The organism is Pseudomonas sp. PAMC 29040, from assembly GCF_003994535.1.
GTDB classification, from domain to species: Bacteria; Pseudomonadota; Gammaproteobacteria; order Pseudomonadales; family Pseudomonadaceae; genus Aquipseudomonas; species Aquipseudomonas paraversuta.
This window is the reverse complement of sequence record NZ_RZAA01000001.1, coordinates 614,883-632,847: the sequence shown is the minus strand read 5'-3', so window position 1 is coordinate 632,847 and position 17,965 is coordinate 614,883. Positions and strand designations below refer to the sequence as shown.

General features: G+C 61.1%; 16 protein-coding genes. 14 read left to right on the top strand and 2 right to left on the bottom strand.

Annotated elements, in window-relative coordinates:
* Positions 1 to 10: 10 nt before the first annotated feature.
* The gene (locus WG29040_RS02710; RefSeq protein ID WP_003445109.1) at positions 11 to 1,339 is read right to left on the bottom strand and encodes an MFS transporter; all 1,329 of its coding nucleotides are present in this window, start codon (positions 1,337 to 1,339) and stop codon (positions 11 to 13) included.
* 275 nt (positions 1,340 to 1,614) lie between these two features.
* Between WG29040_RS02710 and WG29040_RS02705 the strand changes: the two genes are divergently transcribed.
* From WG29040_RS02705 to WG29040_RS02640, 14 genes are all read left to right on the top strand, one after another.
* Positions 1,615 to 2,349 carry an SDR family NAD(P)-dependent oxidoreductase gene (locus tag WG29040_RS02705; protein ID WP_003445112.1) on the top strand — a complete coding sequence of 245 codons (735 nt, stop codon included), beginning with the start codon at positions 1,615 to 1,617 and terminating at the stop codon, positions 2,347 to 2,349.
* A 30-nt stretch (positions 2,350 to 2,379) separates the two neighbouring features.
* Positions 2,380 to 3,153: an SDR family NAD(P)-dependent oxidoreductase gene (locus WG29040_RS02700; RefSeq protein WP_003445115.1), complete on the top strand. Its 774-nt coding sequence runs from the start codon at positions 2,380 to 2,382 to the stop codon at positions 3,151 to 3,153.
* A 9-nt stretch (positions 3,154 to 3,162) separates the two neighbouring features.
* The gene (locus WG29040_RS02695; protein WP_003445116.1) at positions 3,163 to 3,792 is read left to right on the top strand and encodes a nuclear transport factor 2 family protein; all 630 of its coding nucleotides are present in this window, start codon (positions 3,163 to 3,165) and stop codon (positions 3,790 to 3,792) included.
* A 10-nt stretch (positions 3,793 to 3,802) separates the two neighbouring features.
* Positions 3,803 to 4,876 (top strand): alkene reductase, encoded by a 1,074-nt coding sequence (locus WG29040_RS02690; protein ID WP_127195618.1) that lies wholly within the window; start codon positions 3,803 to 3,805, stop codon positions 4,874 to 4,876.
* Complete coding sequence (locus tag WG29040_RS02685) at positions 4,873 to 6,735, top strand: long-chain-acyl-CoA synthetase (RefSeq protein ID WP_127195617.1); 1,863 nt, start codon at positions 4,873 to 4,875, stop codon at positions 6,733 to 6,735. The genes WG29040_RS02690 and WG29040_RS02685 overlap by 4 nt, the downstream gene beginning before the upstream one ends.
* Positions 6,728 to 7,813 carry an MBL fold metallo-hydrolase gene (locus tag WG29040_RS02680; protein ID WP_127195616.1) on the top strand — a complete coding sequence of 362 codons (1,086 nt, stop codon included), beginning with the start codon at positions 6,728 to 6,730 and terminating at the stop codon, positions 7,811 to 7,813. Before WG29040_RS02685 ends, WG29040_RS02680 begins: the two co-directional genes overlap by 8 nt.
* Positions 7,814 to 7,893: 80 nt before the next feature.
* Positions 7,894 to 9,555, top strand: coding sequence for a DUF1302 domain-containing protein (locus WG29040_RS02675; RefSeq protein WP_010656625.1), 1,662 nt, complete (start codon positions 7,894 to 7,896; stop codon positions 9,553 to 9,555).
* 137 nt (positions 9,556 to 9,692) lie between these two features.
* Positions 9,693 to 10,904: a thiolase family protein gene (locus tag WG29040_RS02670; RefSeq protein ID WP_010656624.1), complete on the top strand. Its 1,212-nt coding sequence runs from the start codon at positions 9,693 to 9,695 to the stop codon at positions 10,902 to 10,904.
* Between the two features lie 5 nt (positions 10,905 to 10,909).
* Positions 10,910 to 11,848 (top strand): OB-fold domain-containing protein, encoded by a 939-nt coding sequence (locus WG29040_RS02665; RefSeq protein ID WP_003445128.1) that lies wholly within the window; start codon positions 10,910 to 10,912, stop codon positions 11,846 to 11,848.
* A gap of 256 nt (positions 11,849 to 12,104) precedes the next feature.
* Positions 12,105 to 12,995 (top strand): VOC family protein, encoded by an 891-nt coding sequence (locus WG29040_RS02660; protein WP_003445129.1) that lies wholly within the window; start codon positions 12,105 to 12,107, stop codon positions 12,993 to 12,995.
* A gap of 22 nt (positions 12,996 to 13,017) precedes the next feature.
* Positions 13,018 to 13,893 carry a CoA transferase subunit A gene (locus WG29040_RS02655; RefSeq protein ID WP_003445131.1) on the top strand — a complete coding sequence of 292 codons (876 nt, stop codon included), beginning with the start codon at positions 13,018 to 13,020 and terminating at the stop codon, positions 13,891 to 13,893.
* A gap of 11 nt (positions 13,894 to 13,904) precedes the next feature.
* Positions 13,905 to 14,702: a CoA-transferase subunit beta gene (locus WG29040_RS02650; protein WP_003445132.1), complete on the top strand. Its 798-nt coding sequence runs from the start codon at positions 13,905 to 13,907 to the stop codon at positions 14,700 to 14,702.
* A gap of 15 nt (positions 14,703 to 14,717) precedes the next feature.
* A complete protein-coding gene (locus tag WG29040_RS02645) occupies positions 14,718 to 15,623 on the top strand; it encodes an enoyl-CoA hydratase (RefSeq protein WP_127195615.1) in 906 nt (301 codons plus the stop codon).
* Positions 15,620 to 16,687 (top strand): nitronate monooxygenase family protein, encoded by a 1,068-nt coding sequence (locus WG29040_RS02640; RefSeq protein ID WP_003445134.1) that lies wholly within the window; start codon positions 15,620 to 15,622, stop codon positions 16,685 to 16,687. Before WG29040_RS02645 ends, WG29040_RS02640 begins: the two co-directional genes overlap by 4 nt.
* A gap of 75 nt (positions 16,688 to 16,762) precedes the next feature.
* Here the strand turns inward: WG29040_RS02640 and WG29040_RS02635 are convergent, their stop codons facing one another.
* Positions 16,763 to 17,869 carry a Gfo/Idh/MocA family protein gene (locus tag WG29040_RS02635; RefSeq protein ID WP_127195614.1) on the bottom strand — a complete coding sequence of 369 codons (1,107 nt, stop codon included), beginning with the start codon at positions 17,867 to 17,869 and terminating at the stop codon, positions 16,763 to 16,765.
* Positions 17,870 to 17,965: the final 96 nt, after the last annotated feature.

The window sequence follows — 17,965 nt, the reverse complement described above, 5'->3', positions numbered from 1 at the left end:
CTCCGGAATATCAGGCACTGACCGCTTCAGCCAGGGGCGCTGGGGCAGGGGTGTTGTTCAAATGGTTGCGATAGCGCGGCAAGGCCATGGCCAAAAATACCGAGGCCAGCACCAGCAGCGAGATACAGGACGCCAGTGCGTAGCGCAGGCCTTCGTTACCCAGGGTGTGGGCAAAGCCGTCGCTGAGCATGCCGATCAGCAGCGGGCCGACACCCACCCCGAGCAGGGTCATGGCCATCACGAAAATCGCCGTGGCCTGGGCCAGGCGGGTGGCCGGGAACAGGTGTGAGATGGCGCCCAGGCAGGGTGTTGCCCACCAGGTGCCGAAGAAGCTGAACACGCAATAGAACAGGAATGCGCTGGGTACCGGGGTGCTGCCGACATGGAATGCCGTGCCGGTTGGCCAGAGAAAATAGGCCAGGCCAAAGGGGATACTGATCAGGGTGCCGAGCAGCGGTACTCCGATTTGCCAGCCTTTGTCACGACGCGCCAGGCGGTCGCACAGGATGCCGCAGGTCAGGGTGCCCAAGGTAGCCCCGACACCGCCGGCGACGCCCGCCAGCAACCCGGCGTCCTGCAGGCTGAGGCCGTGGGAGCGGATCAGAAAGCTGGGGCTCCAGGTGCCGATGGCGTAGCCGGCAATGGCCGCGGAACCGCCGGTGAGCACGATCCAGAGGAAGGACGGGGTCTGGAACAGTTCGCGTACCGTCACCGCCCAGTGGGCTTGCGCCACTTGATTGGGGCTGACCAGCATTGCAGGTTTCGGTGCCCGTACGGTGAGCAGTAATAGCAGACCGAGAAAAATCCCCGGCGCACCGATCACCACGAATGCAAAACGCCAGCCGTAATGCTGGGCGATCCAGCCGCCCAGGCCGAGGCCGAAAATCGCCCCCAGGCTTGAGCCCAGCATCAGCACCGAGAGTGCGGTGGAGCGGCGTTCCGGCGGGTACAGATCCGAGACCATGGCCATCGACGGGGCAGTGCCGCCGGCTTCGCCGATGGCCACGCCGATCCGGGCCACCACCAGCATCGCAAAGCTGGCCGCGAAACCGCAGAAAATGGTCATCACGCTCCAGGCAATACAACTGAATGCGATGACTTTCTTGCGTCCGATACGGTCAGACAATCGCCCCAAAGGAAAGCCGAACAGGGTGTAGAAAACCGCAAAAGTCACGCCTGAAAGCAGGCCGATACCGGTATCGGAAATACCGAATTCAGCCTTTACCGGCTCGATCAGAATCGCCATCAGCAACCGATCGATATAGTTGAAAACATAGATGGCAGCCAGTACGCCTAACGCGTAGTGAGTTCGCCAGGTGGGACGTAAAGTTATCGACACGACGGGTTCTCCCGGTTTTGTTCTAGTGAGCGATTTATTCCACGAACCCTGCGCCATGGACATCGTCCATTCAGACCAGCTGTGGCTCAGGGGGCCTGATCACTGAAGCGGTATTTGTTGCAGTCCATTGCTGCCATCCCGGACAAGCTTGCTGCCTGCGGTTCGGTGCTTAGTCCCATCGGACGATGTTCAGCTTTTTCCTCCAGTCAATGATTGTCCCCATGCACCGCCCACGGCTTACGGGCGGCCGACATCTGGCAGGTGGGAGAAACACCATGAAGTTGCTGAATAAAGTTGCGTTTGTGACCGGTGCAGGGCAAGGCATGGGCCGGGCGATTGTGCGCCATTTCGCCGAGCAGGGCGCAGTGGTAGTGGCGGCCGATATCAACCTCGATGCGGCCAACCAGACCATTGAAGGGCTGGGCGACAAGGCGCTGGCCGTGATCTGCAACGTCGCCGACAGTGATTCGGTGGCGACCGCCATGGCCGCTGTACAGGCGCGCTTCGGCAGCCTCGACATTCTGGTCAACAACGCCGGCATCGGCTCCATTGATGCATTCGCCGAGACACCGGACGAGAACTGGCAGCGGGTGATCGGGGTGAATCTCACCGGCACTTTTTTCTGCAGCCGTGAAGCCGTGAAATTGATGCTCAAGGCCGCCACCCCGGGTGTGGTGATCAATATTTCCAGCACCTCGGCCCTGACCGGCGAAGGTCCAAGCCACTACTGCGCGGCCAAGGCCGGCGTAATGGGGCTGACCCGCAGCATGGCCCGTGAGCTGGCCGCCAACGGCATTCGCGTCAACACCATTGTTCCGGGCCCGACCAACACTCCGATGATGGCCGACATCCCGGATGACTGGATGCAAAGCATGCTCAAGGCCATCCCTCTGGGACGCATGGGTGAAACCGAAGAAATCGCCCGCGTCGCTGCCTTTCTGGCCAGCGAAGACGCCGGCTTCATCACCGGGCAAAACCTCGCGGTCAACGGCGGCATGGCGTTTATCTGACCCCGGGGCACCGACAGGAGAGAGCAGAGCATGGGTACTCGTTTACAAGGCAAGGTTGCATTTATCACCGGCGCAGGCTCGGGCATTGGCGCGGCTACCGCCCTGCGGTTTGCCCAGGAGGGTGCATTGGTGGTGCTCTGCGGTCGCCGCATCGAGCCGCTGGAAGCCGTAGCGGCACAGATTCGCGATGCCGGTGGCCGTGCTGAATGTGCGGTGGCCGATGTCAGCAATGAAGCCGCCTATGTCGGTGCCATCGGCGCTGCCGCTGAGCGCAATGGCCGCCTCGACATTCTGGTGAATAACGCCATGGCCTACAGCTGGGGCGCAATTGACAGCACTAGCACCGCCGACTGGCATTCCAACTTTTCAACCACGGTCGACGGCACGTTCTGGGGCACCCGCACGGCAATGGGCCTGATGCGGGTCCAGGGCAGCGGTTCGATCATCAATATTGCCTCGATCTGCGGGCTGTTCGGCACGCCGTGGATGGCCGGATATTCCGCTGCCAAGGCGGCGGTGATCAACTTCAGCCGCGCGGCCGCCAGTGAAGGTGCCAGCCACAACATCCGCTGCAACGTGGTGATCCCCGGCATCGTCGAGACCCCGGCCACCGCCGGCATGCTGACCGACGACAAGACCCGGCTCAATACCGAAAAACTGATCCCGCTCAAGCGCGTCGGCCAGCCCCTGGAAGTGGCCAACGCCATTCTGTTTCTGGCCAGCGACGAAGCCTCGTACATCACCGGTGCCAGCTTGCCGGTAGATGGCGGGCGTAGCAGCGAGTTGTACACGGTACTGGAATAAGGACTTTTTATGGAACAGAACGCCTTGCTTGCCCGGCTTGACCGCCTGGAATCGATTGAAGAAATCCGTCAGCTGGCCGGTAAATATTCGTTGTCGCTGGACATGCGCGACCTCGATGCCCACGTCAATCTGTTTGCCGAAGACATCCGCGTCGGTCGCGAAAAAACCGGACGCGCGCACCTTAAAGCCTGGGTCGATGACACCCTGCGCGACCAGTTCCATGGCACCTCGCACCACCTGGGTCAGCACCTGATCGAGTTCACCGATCCGGACCATGCGGTGGGCGTGGTGTATTCCAAGAACGAGCACGAGACCGGTCCCGAGTGGGTGACCATGCAAATGCTCTATTGGGATGACTACGAGCGCATGCAGGGGCGCTGGTATTTCCGTCGTCGCTTGCCGTGCTACTGGTACGCCAGCGACCTCAACAAGCCGCCGATCGGCACGCAAAAAATGCGTTGGCCGGGGCGCGAACCCTATGCCGGGACCTTCCACGACCTGTTCCCGTCCTGGACCGAATTCTGGGCCAGACGCCCGGACAAGGATCAGTTGCCGCAAGTGGCCAGCGCCGCTCCGGTGGAACACTTTCTTGCCACCCTGCGCCGTGGGGCTGGCGCACCGAAAATACGCGTGCGCTAAGGAGCCCGTTATGAGCATTTTGTTTGAACCCGTACGCCTGGGTGACCTTGAACTGGCCAACCGGATCGTCATGGCGCCCATGACCCGCAGCCGTGCCGATCAGCACGGGGTACCTACCGCGGAAATGGTCGAGTACTACCGTCAGCGGGCCTCGGCCGGTCTGATTGTGGCCGAAGGCACTTCACCTTCGGCCAATGGTCTGGGCTATTGCCGGACCCCGGCCATCTACAACGCCGAACAGATTCGCGCCTGGAAGGCCGTGACCGATGCGGTGCACGCCGAAGGCGGCCTGATCGTGCTGCAGTTGATGCACGTAGGCCGTGCTTCCTGTGCCCAGAACAAACCTGCAGGCGCTGCAACCGTTGCTCCTTCGGCGTTGCGCGCGCGCACCCAGTTGTTTACCGATCAGGCCGGGCTGGTGGACAGCGACGAGCCACAGGCTTTGTCGCTGCAAGACATTGCCGGGGTGATCGATGAGTATCGCCAGGCGGCCCTGAATGCCCGTGAAGCGGGTTTTGACGGGGTTGAGTTGCACTGCACCAGCGGTTACCTGCCCATGCAGTTCATGGCTTCGGGCAGCAATCTGCGTGAAGACCGCTATGGCGGCAGTGTCGAAAACCGCGTGCGTTTCCCTGCTGAAGTACTGGCCGCCATGGCTGCGGCCATCGGTGCCGGGCGTGTGGCGTTGCGCCTGTGCCCGGGCAACCCGTTCAATGACATCAGCGACGAAGATCCGCTGGCCACCGCCGAAGCCCTGTGCCGGGCCGCCGAGCCGTTGGGTCTGGCCTACGTGCATATCATGCGCTCGCCCCTGGCCGAGCTGGATGCCTTCGCCCTGGCGCAGCGCCATTGCAGCAGCGGACTTATTTTGAACGACGGTTTTGACGGCGCATCGGCCGAGGTTGCCTTGCAGGCCGGTCAGGGCGAGGCAGTGTCGTTCGCCCGGCATTTTATTGCCAACCCGGATCTGGTGGAGCGCCTGCGCCGGGGCTTGCCGCTGGCCCGCTTCGATCGCAAAACCCTGTATTCGCCAGGTCCTGAAGGCTACAGCGATTACCCGCAGAGCGAGACGGTGACGCCATGAACGATATGTCGCGTTTCAGCACGCCCGTGGCACCCCGGCAACAGCCAGTGCCCCGCGAGCAGACTCAGGAGCTGCTGGACCTGCGTTCGGCAGCCAGCGCGCAGATCAAGCCGGCGGACCTGTACACCCTGGCCGATCGTCTTGAGGCGCAGGCCCGCAGCTTTCCCCAACGACCATTTTTGATCTACGGCACTGATGTATACAGCTATGCCCAGGTCGACGCCCAGGCCAATCGCATGGCCCGGGTGTTTTACGACAAGGGTCTGCGCCCCGGTGATGTGTGCGCGATTGCCATGGAAAACCGCCCGCAGTTCTTTTTCTGCTGGTTTGGCCTGGTCAAGCTTGGCGCCGTGGTGGCGTTTATCAATACCCAGGTCAATGGCAAGCCGCTGGTGCACGCACTGCAGACCACTGAGGCCAAGGCCGTGGTGGTCGGTGAGGAATGCCTGGACAACCTGTTGTCCACCGAAGGCTTGCCGGATGTGCCGTGGTGGTTGATTGAAGATCCGGAAAACCCCCACGACCGCGTGTTGCCGGCCTGTGTCGACCAGCGCTTTAGCGAGCAGATTGCCCGCGCTGCGGACACAGCTTTTGCCCGTGAAGTGCGCGCAGCCATTACGGCTGAAAGTACCACTTTGCTGATTTTCACCTCGGGCACCACCGGTTTGCCCAAGGCTGCGCGCTACAGCCATATGCGCTGGATGTCTTCGGGTGACGTGATGGAAGTCACCATGGGGGCCACTGCCCAGGACGTGTTTTATTGCTGCCTGCCGCTGTACCACGGAGCTGCGGCGACTTCGGTGACCTCTACCGCATTGCGTGTCGGTGCCAGCATTGTGGTGCGGCGCAAGTTCAGTGTGCGTGAGTTCTGGCAGGACGTACGCCGCAATAACATCACGGTGTTCCAGTACATCGGTGAAATTTGCCGCTACTTGCTCAACCAGCCCTTAGTGGCCGGGGAGCGGGAGCACAGTTTGCGTTACATGCTCGGCGCCGGCCTGACGTCCGAGTCGTGGCAGCGCTGGCTTGAGCGCTTCGGCCCGATCCAGGTGTTTGAAGGCTGGGGCGCCACCGAGGCCAACGCGAATCTGATCAACGTCGACAACTATGTGGGCTCGTGCGGCCGGGTACCGGACTGGAGCCGGACCAATCTGCGGCTGGTGCGCTACGACGTTGAAAGTGACACCCATCCACGGGACGAACAGGGTTTCTATCAGCTCTGTCAGCCGGGTGAAGTGGGTGAAGCGATGGGTTTCATTGTCAATCATCCGCAGATCGGCGGGGGGCGTTTCGAGGGCTATACCAGCGCCGCTGCCAGCGAAAGCAAGATCCGCCGCAACGTGTTCCAGGCTGGAGATGCGTACTGGAGTTCCGGCGATCTGTTGCGCTATGACGACGACGGTTATTTCTATTTCGTCGACCGTATCGGCGATACCTTTCGCTGGAAAAGCGAAAACGTTTCCACCCTGGAAGTCGCCGATACCCTCAGTGACTTGCCGGGACTGGAACTGATCAATGTGTATGGCGTGCAAGTGCCGGAACACGAAGGCCGGGCGGGCATGGCGGCGATCCTGATGCAGGCCGGCCACACCTTTGATCCCCAGGCGTTCTATGACCTGACCGAAGCGCGCTTGCCACGTTATGCGGCGCCGATGTTTGTGCGGGTGTCGGCGACGGCTGACATGACCAGCACCTTCAAGTTGCGCAAGGTCGATTTGCAGCGTCAGGGCTACGCCCCGGGCCTGTTTGCCGATCCGCTGTTCGTGCGTGACGAAAGCACCCGTACCTATCAGCCGTACTCGCTGCAAGTACTGGCCCGGGCCGGGCTGGCACCTTTTGTGGGCAGCAGTCATGAGTGAAATCGACGCCCGGGGCCATGAATGGCGTGACGGCCTGCGCTACCCGTGGCCTCAGGCGCCGGCCAGCGGGCAGGTGCAAGAGGTGGCCGAGGGTGTGTTGTGGCTGCGCATGCCGCTGCCCTTTGGCCTGGACCATATCAACCTGTACCTGCTGCGCGATGGCGACGGCTGGGTGGCGGTGGATACGGGCCTCAACAGTGACCAGTGTCGTGAGGTATGGGAGCAGGTATTTGTCGACGTGTTCCAGGGCCTGGCGCTCAAAGCGGTGATCTGTACCCATTTTCACAGCGATCACACCGGTGTGGTGGGGTGGCTGGCCGAGCGTTTTCGGTGTCCGGTGCTGATGACCCATGGTGAGTTTGAAGCTCTGCACCATGGCCCGCCGATGGCGAAGACACCTGATTGGGCTTTTGTCGATTTTTATCAGAAAGCCGGTTTCAGTCCCGAGCGCACGGCAGCCTTGTTGCCGCTGATCCAGGGTGAGCATTTTCGGCCGCAGTTGGTGGCCGGGTTTATCCGGTTGCAGCATGGCAGCGAGCTGACCATTGGCGGCAGGCGCTGGCAGGTGGTGATGGGCAATGGTCATTCACCGGAGCATGCATGTCTGTATGCCGCTGATGACGGCTTGCTGATTTCTGGCGATCAAGTGTTGCCGCGCATCACTTCAACCATCGCCGTCTACGTCACGGAGCCCGAGGCCAATCCATTGCGCGACTGGCTGGCATCCATCGAGCGGCTGCGGGTCATTCCCGACAGCGTGTTGGTGCTGCCGGCCCATGAACGGCCGTTCTGCAATTTGCATCTGCGCCTGGACCAGTTGCGTGACCACCATCTGAACCATTTGCAGCAACTGCACCAGGCCTGTGCGCAACCGCTCACGGCGCTGGAAATGATGGCGGTGTTGTTTAAAAAACTGTCAGGTCGTTTTGACGAGCTGATGGCGGTTGGGGAGACGTTGGCTCACGCCAATTACCTCATGGCCGAGGGGGCGCTCGTTCGTGAGGTTCAGGGAGGGCTGCATCGCTATTCGCAGGCCGGGACAGGAGTCGTGAAGTTCGACCCGCTTCAGTTGTCATGAGCAGGGTATATGCGCTGCAGAACGCAATGACGCTTGAACCCATCGAGGCGGCCAGAGGGTCGCTAATCAGGAGAGGCAGAGTGATCAATAAAAACAACAATAAATGTCTTGGGCACAACTTTCAGGTCACGGGCCTGGCAGTCGCCGTTGCGCTGGTAACCAGCCCGGTGTGGGCGGGGGACACTATTGAGTTTGATGACGGCACCACCATCGATTGGTCGGTGACCACCAGTTACGGCATCGGTATGCGCCTGGGTGACCCCAGTAACAGGTTGATGGGCATCAACGTCGATGATCCGAACCGCAACTTCGATCAGCACAGTCTCACCACCAACCGCGTGGGTGCCCTGGGCGAAATGATTTTGCGCAAGGACAACTACGGCGCTGTGGTCCGTGCCAGTACCTTCTATGACGATGTATACCACCGCTCAAACGACAACAACTCGCCGTCGACGGTCAACAAGACCGGGAGCAACGATGAGTTCACCAGCGACACCAAGTATTACAGCGGTGGCCGCACCCGCTTGCTCGACGCCTATGTGTTTGGCGGCTGGCGCTTTGACAATGACACCATGCTCGACGTCAAGGCCGGTCGGCATATCGAGTCCTGGGGCGAAAGCCTTTACTACCCGGGCGTGAACGGGGTACAGAACCCGTCCGATGCGGTCAAGGCTGCGCAGCCCGGGGTTGAGGTCAAGGAAGTGCTGTTGCCGGTGGGCCAGTTCTCGGCGTCTTACCGGATCAACCCGGAAATTACCCTGGGCGGCTACGTGCAGTACGAGTGGAAGGGCACCGAGCTGCCGCCAGTGGGCAGCTATCTGTCGACCTCTGACGTGATCGGCCCTGGACGCGAATTCATTCTCGGGGCCAACGGCTCGCGGATCAATTACATGGGCACCGACGAACCCCGTGACAGCGGCCAGTGGGGTGCGCAAATCCGCTACCGCCCGACTACCGACCTGGAACTGTCGCTGTTCCATGTGGTGTACCACGATAAAAACCCGGCCACAGCGCTGGTTGGCTATCAACCCCTGGCCCTGGGCAATGGGCAGTATGCCTACACCACCAACGGCTACAAGGTTGAGTATTTCGAAGATATCAAGCTGACCGGTATCAGTGCCGCCACCAAGTTGGGTGAATACCAGCTGGGGGCTGAATGGTCCTACCGCGACGGAGCCCCGGTGATGGTCAATACCGGTCTGGGTCCGGTGCCGACCCGCGGCAAAGGCCAGCAATTGCAGCTCTCGGCCATGCGAATCCTGGGTGACCGGCCATGGGCCAGCCAGACCACGCTGACCGGTGAGATCGTCACCGTACGCGTGGATGATGTGGACGATGTGTCAGGTGCGCCGAATCTGTTGGGCCTGCCTGTTGCTCCTCCGTATGCAGGGGCGATTCAGCCGTCCAATGATTACACCTACAAAACCTCCTCGGCCTGGAGAACCCGTTCTTCAAGCGCTTATACCGTGGGTGCATCGTTCAGTTACCCGGGTGTGTTTCAGGGCTGGGACCTTGAGGTGCCGTTTACCTTCTCCAACGTGTTCAGCGGTGCTGCACCGATGTCCGGGACCATCGCCGGGGTGGCCGGTGACCGCCGTCTGAGTGCGGGCACTACGTTCAAGTACCTGAGCAACCTGGAAATGTCGTTCAAGTACATCGCGTACCTGGGCTCGCCGGACCCGATCTACCGTCCGCTGGCAGACCGTGACTACGCCACGTTCTCGATGAAGTACACGTTCTAATCAAGGTATGCCCTTGTGGGAGCGGGCTTGCCCGCGATTGGATCGCTGCAGCATGTATGGCAGGGCGCAGGGTCTGCATCGCTGGCAAGCCGGCTCCCCCAACGGGGCAAATGTGAACCGATAAAAGAGAGAAACCTATGGGTCTTAAAGGTCACGCGGCCATTGTCGGCAGCGCTCAGTACAAACCGGAAAAATACGCAACGGCGCCGCGCATGTTCCATCTGGAGCAGGTTGCAGATCTGGCCGCGCAAGCTTTGCGCGATGCCGGTTTGCAAGCCTCGGACCTGGACGGGCTGGTAATCAACGGCCCGCAATTTCATGAAGCTTCGGTGTTCGTGCCTGCCATGGCCGCCGAATACCTGGGCTTGCGCCTGAACTTTGCCGAAGTGGTCGACCTTGGCGGCTGTACCTCGGTGGGCATGGTCTGGCGCGCGGCGGCAGCCATCGAGCTGGGTCTGTGCCAGGCGGTGCTCTGCGTATTGCCTGCACGCATGGCGCCGCTGGGGCCGGACGAAGACCCGAGCTGGATGGCCCGGGCCATGCGCTTCGGCGGCCACAGCACCGCCTTCGGGGCACCCGAAGCCGAATTCGATTTGCCCTACGGCCACATGGGCCAGAACACCGGCTACGCCATGATTGCCCAGCGTTACGCTGCACAATATGGCTATGACCCGCGGGCACTGGCAAAAATCGCTGTGGATCAGCGCACTAACGCGCAGTACAACCCCCAAGCGATGTTTTACGGCCAGCCGTTGACCATCGAGCAAGTGCTGGCGAGCAAGAAAGTTGCCGATCCGTTGCATGTACTGGAGATCGTGATGCCGGTGGCCGGCGGTGCGGCGCTGATTATTGCTTCGAAGGAAGTGGCTGCCCGTGCCCGCAAGCGGCCGTCGTATATCACCGGTTTCGGTGAGCATCTGGCGTTCAAGTCGCCGTCCTATGCCGCCGACATGGTGCAAACCCCGATTGGTCCTGCTTCGCGCCGGGCGTTCGACATGGCCGGGCTCAAGCCCGGGGATGTGGATGCTGCACAAATCTACGATTGCTACACCATTACTGCCTTGCTGACCCTGGAAGACGCAGGCTTCTGCGCCAAGGGTGAAGGCATGAGTTTTGTCCGTGAACACGACCTGACCTGGCGTGGCGATTTCCCGATGAACACCCATGGCGGCCAGCTCAGCTTTGGCCAGGCCGGTTCCGCCGGCGGCATGTCGCAGGTGATCGAGGCAGTAACCCAGATCGCCGGCGAGGCGGGCGAGCGTCAGCTTGCGCAGTGCGACACGGTGTATGTCTCAGGCACCGGTGGGGTGATGAGTGAGCAGGGCGCATTGATACTTCAGGGAGCATGAATCCGATGTCGAACAACAAACCAATGCCGGTCCCGACCGAGATTTCTGCACCGTTCTGGGAAGGCCTGAAGGCCGAGCGCCTGCTGATCCAGCAGTGCAATCAATGCAGTCACTGGGTGTTTTACCCGCGTCGGCATTGCCCCGGCTGCCTGGCCCACGAGCTTGCCTGGCGTGAAGTCAGCGGCGGGGCGAGCTTGTACAGCTTCACTGTGACCCGGATTGCCACCATGCCGGATTTTGCCGATGAAATGCCGCAGATGCTGGCGGTGATCGAGCTGGATCAAGGGGTACGGATCAACAGCAATCTGGTGGGCCTGGACGAGTCCGAGGTCAAGGTCGGGATGCGCCTGCAGCCGGTGTTTGCCGAGGTGGACGCAAAGGGTACGCGGCTGTTGCGTTTTACCGGGATGGACAAGGACCCGCAGGCTTTGAAGAGCTTGCCGGCAGCAGTGCAGCAGCCGGCGGTTGCAGCGCCCCGGGTACGCCAGATTGCACTGGATGACGAGGCCGCGTTGCAGTCGCTGGTCAGCGACACGTTCAGCCCCTGGAGCAACCGGATTGTGGTTGATCAGGGCCTGATCGACGCTTTTGCCGCGTTGTCGGGGGATGATTACTGGATTCACACCGATCCGGAACGGGCCCGTAAACAAAGCCCCTTTGGCGGCACCATTGCCCATGGTGCGCTGGTGCAGATCCTGCAGTCGCGCATGCAGTTGAACCTGGATTACGAGATCACCGGTTTCAGCAATATGGTCAATTACGGTTCGGACCGTTTGCGCTTTCCGGCGCCGGTACCGGCCGGTTCGACCATCCATTCGCGGGCCCGGGTAAAGCGCGTGGAACGGGTTAAAAGCGGTACCCAGCTGACCCTGGAGCTCAACATCCACGTGCTGGGCAGCGAGCGGCCTTCAGTGATCAATGAGCTGGTGATTCTCTATATGTAATCCTCGCGTTACCTGTGACCTGTGACCTGTGACCTGTCATCTGTAGGAGCGAGCTTGCCTCGCGAGCTGTTAGCGGTAGAAAAGCTCGCGAGGCAAGCTCGCTCCTACAGAGGCTCGCTCCTGCAGGTATGAGGTGCACAAGCGTTGAGGTTATTCAGTGTCCTCAAGGGCTTTAGTCTCAACGGACGATGAGCCCGGCAACCTTCCTTCCCATACTGCCCCAAGCCAATAAATACAGGCATTGAGGAGCAGGCACATGATCGACATTCGTGGTTTGAGCTACTTCGTTGCAGAGTCCGCCGACCCGGTGCAGTGGCAGCGTTATGCCGAAGATGTACTCGGGATGATGGTCACTGCGGCACCCGCCGGGGGGTTGTATGTGAAGATGGACCAACGCCCGTTCCGGATGTTGATCGTGCCTGGCGGTGAGTCACGCTATCTGGCATCGGGCTGGGAGCTGGCCAGTGAGAAGGCGTTCAATGCCGCCATCGAAACCCTGGATCAGGCCGATGTCAGCTGGCGCCCGGGTACTCCCGAGCAATGCGATCAGCGCGGTGTACAGGCGTTGCTGCACGTCACCGATCCTTCGGGCAACCGCCATGAACTGAGCTGGGGCCATCGCTCCGATTGCCAGCCCTTTGTTTCGCCGCAAGGTGTTCCGGGGTTCGTCACCGGTGAGATGGGCCTGGGGCACACCGTTCTGCCCGCTCCCAACTTCGATGCCACCCTGGCCTTTGCCAAGGATGTACTGGGCTTCGAGTTGTCGGACATATTCAATTTCCGGCCCGACCCGTCGGCCGCACCGATCCGCATTCACTTCCTGCATTGCAAAAACAGCCGTCACCACAGCCTGGCCCTGGCCGAGTACCCGGTGCCGTCCGGCTGCGTGCATGTGATGGTCGAGGTCGAAACGATGACCGAAGTGGGCCGCGCCCATGACCGGCGCCTAGCGCATAACGTGCCGTTGTCGGCCACTTTGGGCCAGCACCTGAACGACCAGATGACCTCTTTCTATATGAAAACCCCTTCGGGCTTTGACCTGGAGTACGGCTATGGCGGCTTGCTGGTGGATTGGCAAGACCACAGCGCTTTTGAATTCACCCGGGTCAGCCTGTGGGGCCACGATTTTTCAGTCGGCCAGCAGTAACAGACCGGTAAAGGAGTAACCCATGAACAAGCAAATGACAGCGGCAGACGTGGTCGGCCAATTGCGTGACGGCATGACCATAGGTTTTGGCGGCTGGGGGCCACGGCGCAAGCCGATGGCGATCGTGCGCGAGATCCTGCGCTCGGAGGTCAAGGACCTGACCGTGGTGGCATATGGCGGCCCTGAAGTCGGCATGCTTTGTGCGGCCGGCAAGGTCAAGAAACTGGTGTTCGGTTTTGCCACCCTCGATGCGATCCCGCTGGAAGCCTACTTTCGCAAGGCGCGGGAGGCCGGTGAGCTGGAATTGATGGAGCTGGATGAGGGCATGTTGCAATGGGGCCTGCGCGCCGCCGGTATGCGGTTGCCGTTTTTGCCGACCCGCTGCGGCCTGGCAACCGATGTCAGCCGTCTGAACCCGGACATCAAGCAGGTGCAGTCGCCCTATGACGACGGTGAAGTGTTGCTGGCGATGCCTGCGCTGAACCTGGATATGGCCTTTTTGCATGTCAACGTCGCTGACCGCCTGGGTAACACCCTGATCACCGGTCCCGATCCGTATTTTGATCATCTGTTCGCCCGTGCCGCCAAGCAGTGCTTTGTGTCCTGCGAACGGATCGAAGAGCGCCTGAGCCTGGATGCCGCCCAGGCCCGCTTCAATACCTTTGAGCGCTATCTGGTCAGTGGCGTGGTGCACGCCCCCTTTGGTGCGCACCCGACCTCGTGCCCGTCCGATTACGGCTGGGACATGAGCCATCTCAAGCGTTATAGCGCCAGTGCCGGCGAAGCCGACGGCTGGCAAGGCTATGTAGCAGAGTTTGTGACACCGGGCGAATCAGCCTACCAGGCCAGCAATGGCGGTGCCGACCGGCTGGGCGCTTTGCCGCTGCCAGTGTTTTGAGGAGTATGGACATGACTGCGACTTGCGAATTTACCCTGGCCGAACTGTTGATCGTGGCTGCTTGCGAAGCCTGGCGCGATAACGGCGAAGTGATTGCTTCCGGCCTGGGGGTGATCCCGCGCCTGGGCGCGAGCCTGGCCAAACTGAGCCACAGCCCGGAACTGTTGATGACCGACAGCGAGGCCTTTCTGGTGGAAGAGCCGATTCCTTTGGGGCCGCGCGGTGACTATGAGCCGCGTTACTCGGGTTACCTGTCGTTTGAACGGGTGTTTGAGTGCGTGTGGGGCGGCCGTCGTCACGCGATGATCGGCCCGACCCAGATCGACCGCTGGGGCCAGACCAATCTGTCGTGCATTGGCGACTATCACAAGCCCAAGGTGGCAATGCTGGGGGTGCGCGGTTTGCCGGGCAACAGCATCAACCATATCAACTCGTTCTTTGTGCCGAGCCATAACACCCGGGCATTTGTGTCCGGTGAAGTGGACATGGTTTCAGGTGTCGGGTTCAAGCCAGAGCGTTGGGAAGAAGGCATGCGCCGCGACCTGATGGACATCCGCCTGATCGTCACCGATCTGTGTGTGATGGACTTCGGCGGCCCGGACCGCGCGGTTCAGGTGCGCTCGCTGCACCCGGGTGTGAGCTTTGAACAGGTGCAGGACAATACCGGCTTTCCGCTGCTCAAGGCAGCCGATATCAAGCAGACCGTGGCGCCTACTGCGCAGCAATTGGAGCTGATCCGTCGTCTGGACCCGCATGACTATCGCGCAGCCGCGCTGAAGGGCAATCCACCCGGCATTCGCCAGGCCTGAAGGCAAGGAATCCAGATGAACAGCGACAGCGAATTTGTGCAGCGGGCTGATACCGCTGTGTATGAAACCGAAGAACCGGTGCTGTACGGGGTGGCGGACGGGATTGCCACCCTGACCCTGAATCGGCCGACAGTGAACAACGCGCAAAACTCGCAGATGACCTATGCCCTGGACGATGCGTTTCGCCGGGCGGTGAATGATGACCTGGTGAAAGTCATAGTGTTGCGCGCTAACGGCAAGCATTTCTCGGCCGGGCATGACATTGGCACCCCCGGGCGCGACATCAACAAGTCGTTTGAGCGTGCGCACCTGTGGTGGGATCACACCAACAAGCCTGGCGGCGAATATCTGTATGCCCGGGAACAGGAGGTGTATCTGGGCATGTGCCGGCGCTGGCGCGAGCTGCCCAAGCCGACCATCGCGATGGTGCAGGGCGCGTGCATTGCCGGCGGGCTGATGCTGGCCTGGGTGTGTGACTTGATCGTGGCCAGTGATGATGCGTTTTTCCAGGACCCGGTGGTGCGCATGGGCATTCCGGGGGTGGAGTACTTTGCCCACCCTTACGAATTGAACCCGCGCATTGCCAAGGAATTTCTGTTCACCGGCGACCGTATGAGTGCCGAACGCGCCTATCAGATGGGCATGGTCAATCGCCTGTTCAGTCGCGAAGAACTGGAGGGCGGTACTTATGCGCTGGCAGCGGCCATTGCCAAACAGCCGCGCATGGGGCTGGCGCTGACCAAGCAGGCGATCAATCACGTTGAAGATTTGCAGGGTAAGCGCACAGCCATGGACGCGGTGTTTGCCTGGCATCACTTCGCCCATAGTCATAACGAACTGCTGTCGGGCGACAAGCTCGGTGGTTATGACGCCAAGGCCATGATTCAGGCAAACAAGACGGCTGCGGGAGAGCGTGGATGAGTGGCTATCTGCAAACGGCGCTGACCGATGCATTGGGCTGTCGTTACCCCATAGTGCAGACCGCGATGGGCTGGGTGGCGGATGCCAATCTGGTGATTGCCAGCACCCGGGCCGGGGCGTTCGGATTTCTCGCCGGGGCGACCATCGCCGCGGACCAGCTTGAGGCTGAAATCCAGCGGGTGATCGAGGCCACCGGCGGCAGTAATTTCGGCCTCAACTTTCATATGTTCCAGGAGAACGCTGCGCAGTGCGTGGACCTGGCGATCGAGTACCGCTTGCGTGCCGTCAGTTATGGTCGCGGGCCGGATCGCCAGACCATCGAGCGCTTCAAGCGGGCCGGGGTGCTGTGTATACCCACGGTGGGCGCACTCAAGCATGCGCTCAAGGCGGTGGAGCTGGGCGCTGACATGGTGACGGTACAGGGTGGTGAAGGCGGCGGGCATACCGGCGGGGTGCCGAGCACCATTTTGCTGCCCCAGGTGCTGGATGCGGTACAGGTCCCGGTGATTGCCGCCGGTGGCTATTCCACCGGTCGCGGTCTGGCCGGGGCATTGGCCAGCGGGGCGGCCGGGATTGCCATGGGCACGCGGTTTTTGATGACCCGGGAATCGCCCACCCCTTTGGCGACCCTGGAACGCTATGTGAAAGTCAAAGATCCGCAGCAGATTCGCGTGACCCTGGCGGTGGACGGGATGCGCCACCGGATGATCGAAAATGCCTTTATCAATCGTCTGGAAAAGGCCGGTGCCTTTGGCCGCTTGCGCATTGCCCTGGGCAGTGCCTGGCAGTGGAAGCAACAGACCGGCATGAGCCTGGGGCATATGTTCAGTGTGTTCGCCCAGTCGGTGAAGGAAGACCCGGGTGCCTTGTCGCAAACCGTAATGGCAGCCAACCAGCCGGTGCTGCTGCAGCGCTCCATGGTGGACGGCATTCCGGATGAAGGGATTTTACCCAGCGGGCAAGTGGCAGCAGCGATCAGCGAGCTGAAAAGTTGCGAGGAGCTGATTCAGGAGATGGTGCTCGAGGCAGAGCGGTGTTTGGGCCGATTGCATAGAACTGTGTAGGAGCGAGCTTGTCTCGCGAGCTGTTGGCGGTTGAAAGAGCTCGCGAGCAAGCTCGCTCCTACAGGTATGGGGGGGTCAGAGGGTTATCCAGCGCTGTTGTTCTGCGGCTTCTCGAATGGCCGCAGCCAGACGTTCTACCTGCCAGGCTTCTTCGAAGTCGGGGCCCGGCGCAGGGTTGCCGGCGCAGGCCTGGATCAGCCCGTGTACCTCCAGGGTTTTCAGTTCGTTGTACCCCAGCTGATGCCCGCCCGCAGGGCTGAACGCGGCGTAGCCGGGTAGTTCCGGGCCCGCCAGAAGACGTTCGAAGCCGGCCTGGCCGGCTTTGCACAGGTGCAGTTCATTCAGCCGCTCCTGATCGAATTTAAGGGTGCCGCCGGTACCGCTGATCTCGAAGCTGAGGTGGTTTTTATAACCGTGCTTGAGCCAGCTGCTGCTCAGGGTGCCCCGGGCGCCATTGCTGAAACGCACCAGGGCGTGGGTCTGGTCGTCGATCAGGATGTCGCGCAGTTCGCTGCTGTTGCGGCTGGCCGGGCGTTGCGGGTGAACGGTCTGGCTGTCGGCGCACACGGCTTGGACATCCCCCACCAGATAGCGCGCCATGGCCAGCAGATGGCTGCCCAGATCGGCCAGGGCACCGCCGGCATGCCCGGGTTCGCAGCGCCATGACCAGGGCAGCGCCGGATCGGCCATGAAGTCCTCGCTGAACTCGCCCTGGAAACTGATGATGCGTCCCAGGTCACCACGCTCAATCATCTGTTTGGCCAACACCAGCATCGGGTTGTGTTGATAGTTGTAACCCACCCGCGTGACCACGCCGGCGACCCTGGCAGCGAGATGCATTTGCTCGGCCTGTTGCAGGCTGACGGCCAGGGGTTTTTCGCAATACACCGCTTTACCCGCTGCGATGGCGGCCATGGCCATGGGGAAGTGCAAGTGGTTGGGGGTGGTAATGGCGACCACATCCACTGCCGGGTCGCTGATCAGCTGTTGCCAGTCGCCATGGGCGCGGGCAAAGCCCCAGGCGTTTGCACAGTGCTGCGCGCGCTCGACGTCGGCATCAGCCAGTGCTGCAAGGTGCAAGTGCACCGGCAGTTCAAACGCAGAACTGACATTACGAAACGCCAGCGCATGGGCCCGGCCCATGAATCCGGTGCCGATCAAACCAATACCAAGTGCACGCATAGCCTGGATCCTTTGAATTGTTATTTTCAGGGAGGGCTATTAATGGAATAAATATTCCGAAATATCAACTATTGGAATTAACTTATTGGTCTGTGA

Excerpts from the sequence above, each read along its gene's own strand:
- WG29040_RS02705 (WP_003445112.1), top strand. The coding sequence starts at position 1,615 with ATGAAGTTGCTGAATAAAGTTGCGTTTGTGACCGGTGCAGGGCAAGGC.
- WG29040_RS02700 (WP_003445115.1), top strand. The coding sequence starts at position 2,380 with ATGGGTACTCGTTTACAAGGCAAGGTTGCATTTATCACCGGCGCAGGC.
- WG29040_RS02695 (WP_003445116.1), top strand. The coding sequence starts at position 3,163 with ATGGAACAGAACGCCTTGCTTGCCCGGCTTGACCGCCTGGAATCGATT.
- WG29040_RS02690 (WP_127195618.1), top strand. The coding sequence starts at position 3,803 with ATGAGCATTTTGTTTGAACCCGTACGCCTGGGTGACCTTGAACTGGCC.
- WG29040_RS02685 (WP_127195617.1), top strand. The coding sequence starts at position 4,873 with ATGAACGATATGTCGCGTTTCAGCACGCCCGTGGCACCCCGGCAACAG.
- WG29040_RS02680 (WP_127195616.1), top strand. The coding sequence starts at position 6,728 with ATGAGTGAAATCGACGCCCGGGGCCATGAATGGCGTGACGGCCTGCGC.
- WG29040_RS02670 (WP_010656624.1), top strand. The coding sequence starts at position 9,693 with ATGGGTCTTAAAGGTCACGCGGCCATTGTCGGCAGCGCTCAGTACAAA.
- WG29040_RS02665 (WP_003445128.1), top strand. The coding sequence starts at position 10,910 with ATGTCGAACAACAAACCAATGCCGGTCCCGACCGAGATTTCTGCACCG.
- WG29040_RS02660 (WP_003445129.1), top strand. The coding sequence starts at position 12,105 with ATGATCGACATTCGTGGTTTGAGCTACTTCGTTGCAGAGTCCGCCGAC.
- WG29040_RS02655 (WP_003445131.1), top strand. The coding sequence starts at position 13,018 with ATGAACAAGCAAATGACAGCGGCAGACGTGGTCGGCCAATTGCGTGAC.
- WG29040_RS02650 (WP_003445132.1), top strand. The coding sequence starts at position 13,905 with ATGACTGCGACTTGCGAATTTACCCTGGCCGAACTGTTGATCGTGGCT.
- WG29040_RS02645 (WP_127195615.1), top strand. The coding sequence starts at position 14,718 with ATGAACAGCGACAGCGAATTTGTGCAGCGGGCTGATACCGCTGTGTAT.
- WG29040_RS02640 (WP_003445134.1), top strand. The coding sequence starts at position 15,620 with ATGAGTGGCTATCTGCAAACGGCGCTGACCGATGCATTGGGCTGTCGT.
- WG29040_RS02635 (WP_127195614.1), bottom strand. The coding sequence starts at position 17,869 with ATGCGTGCACTTGGTATTGGTTTGATCGGCACCGGATTCATGGGCCGG.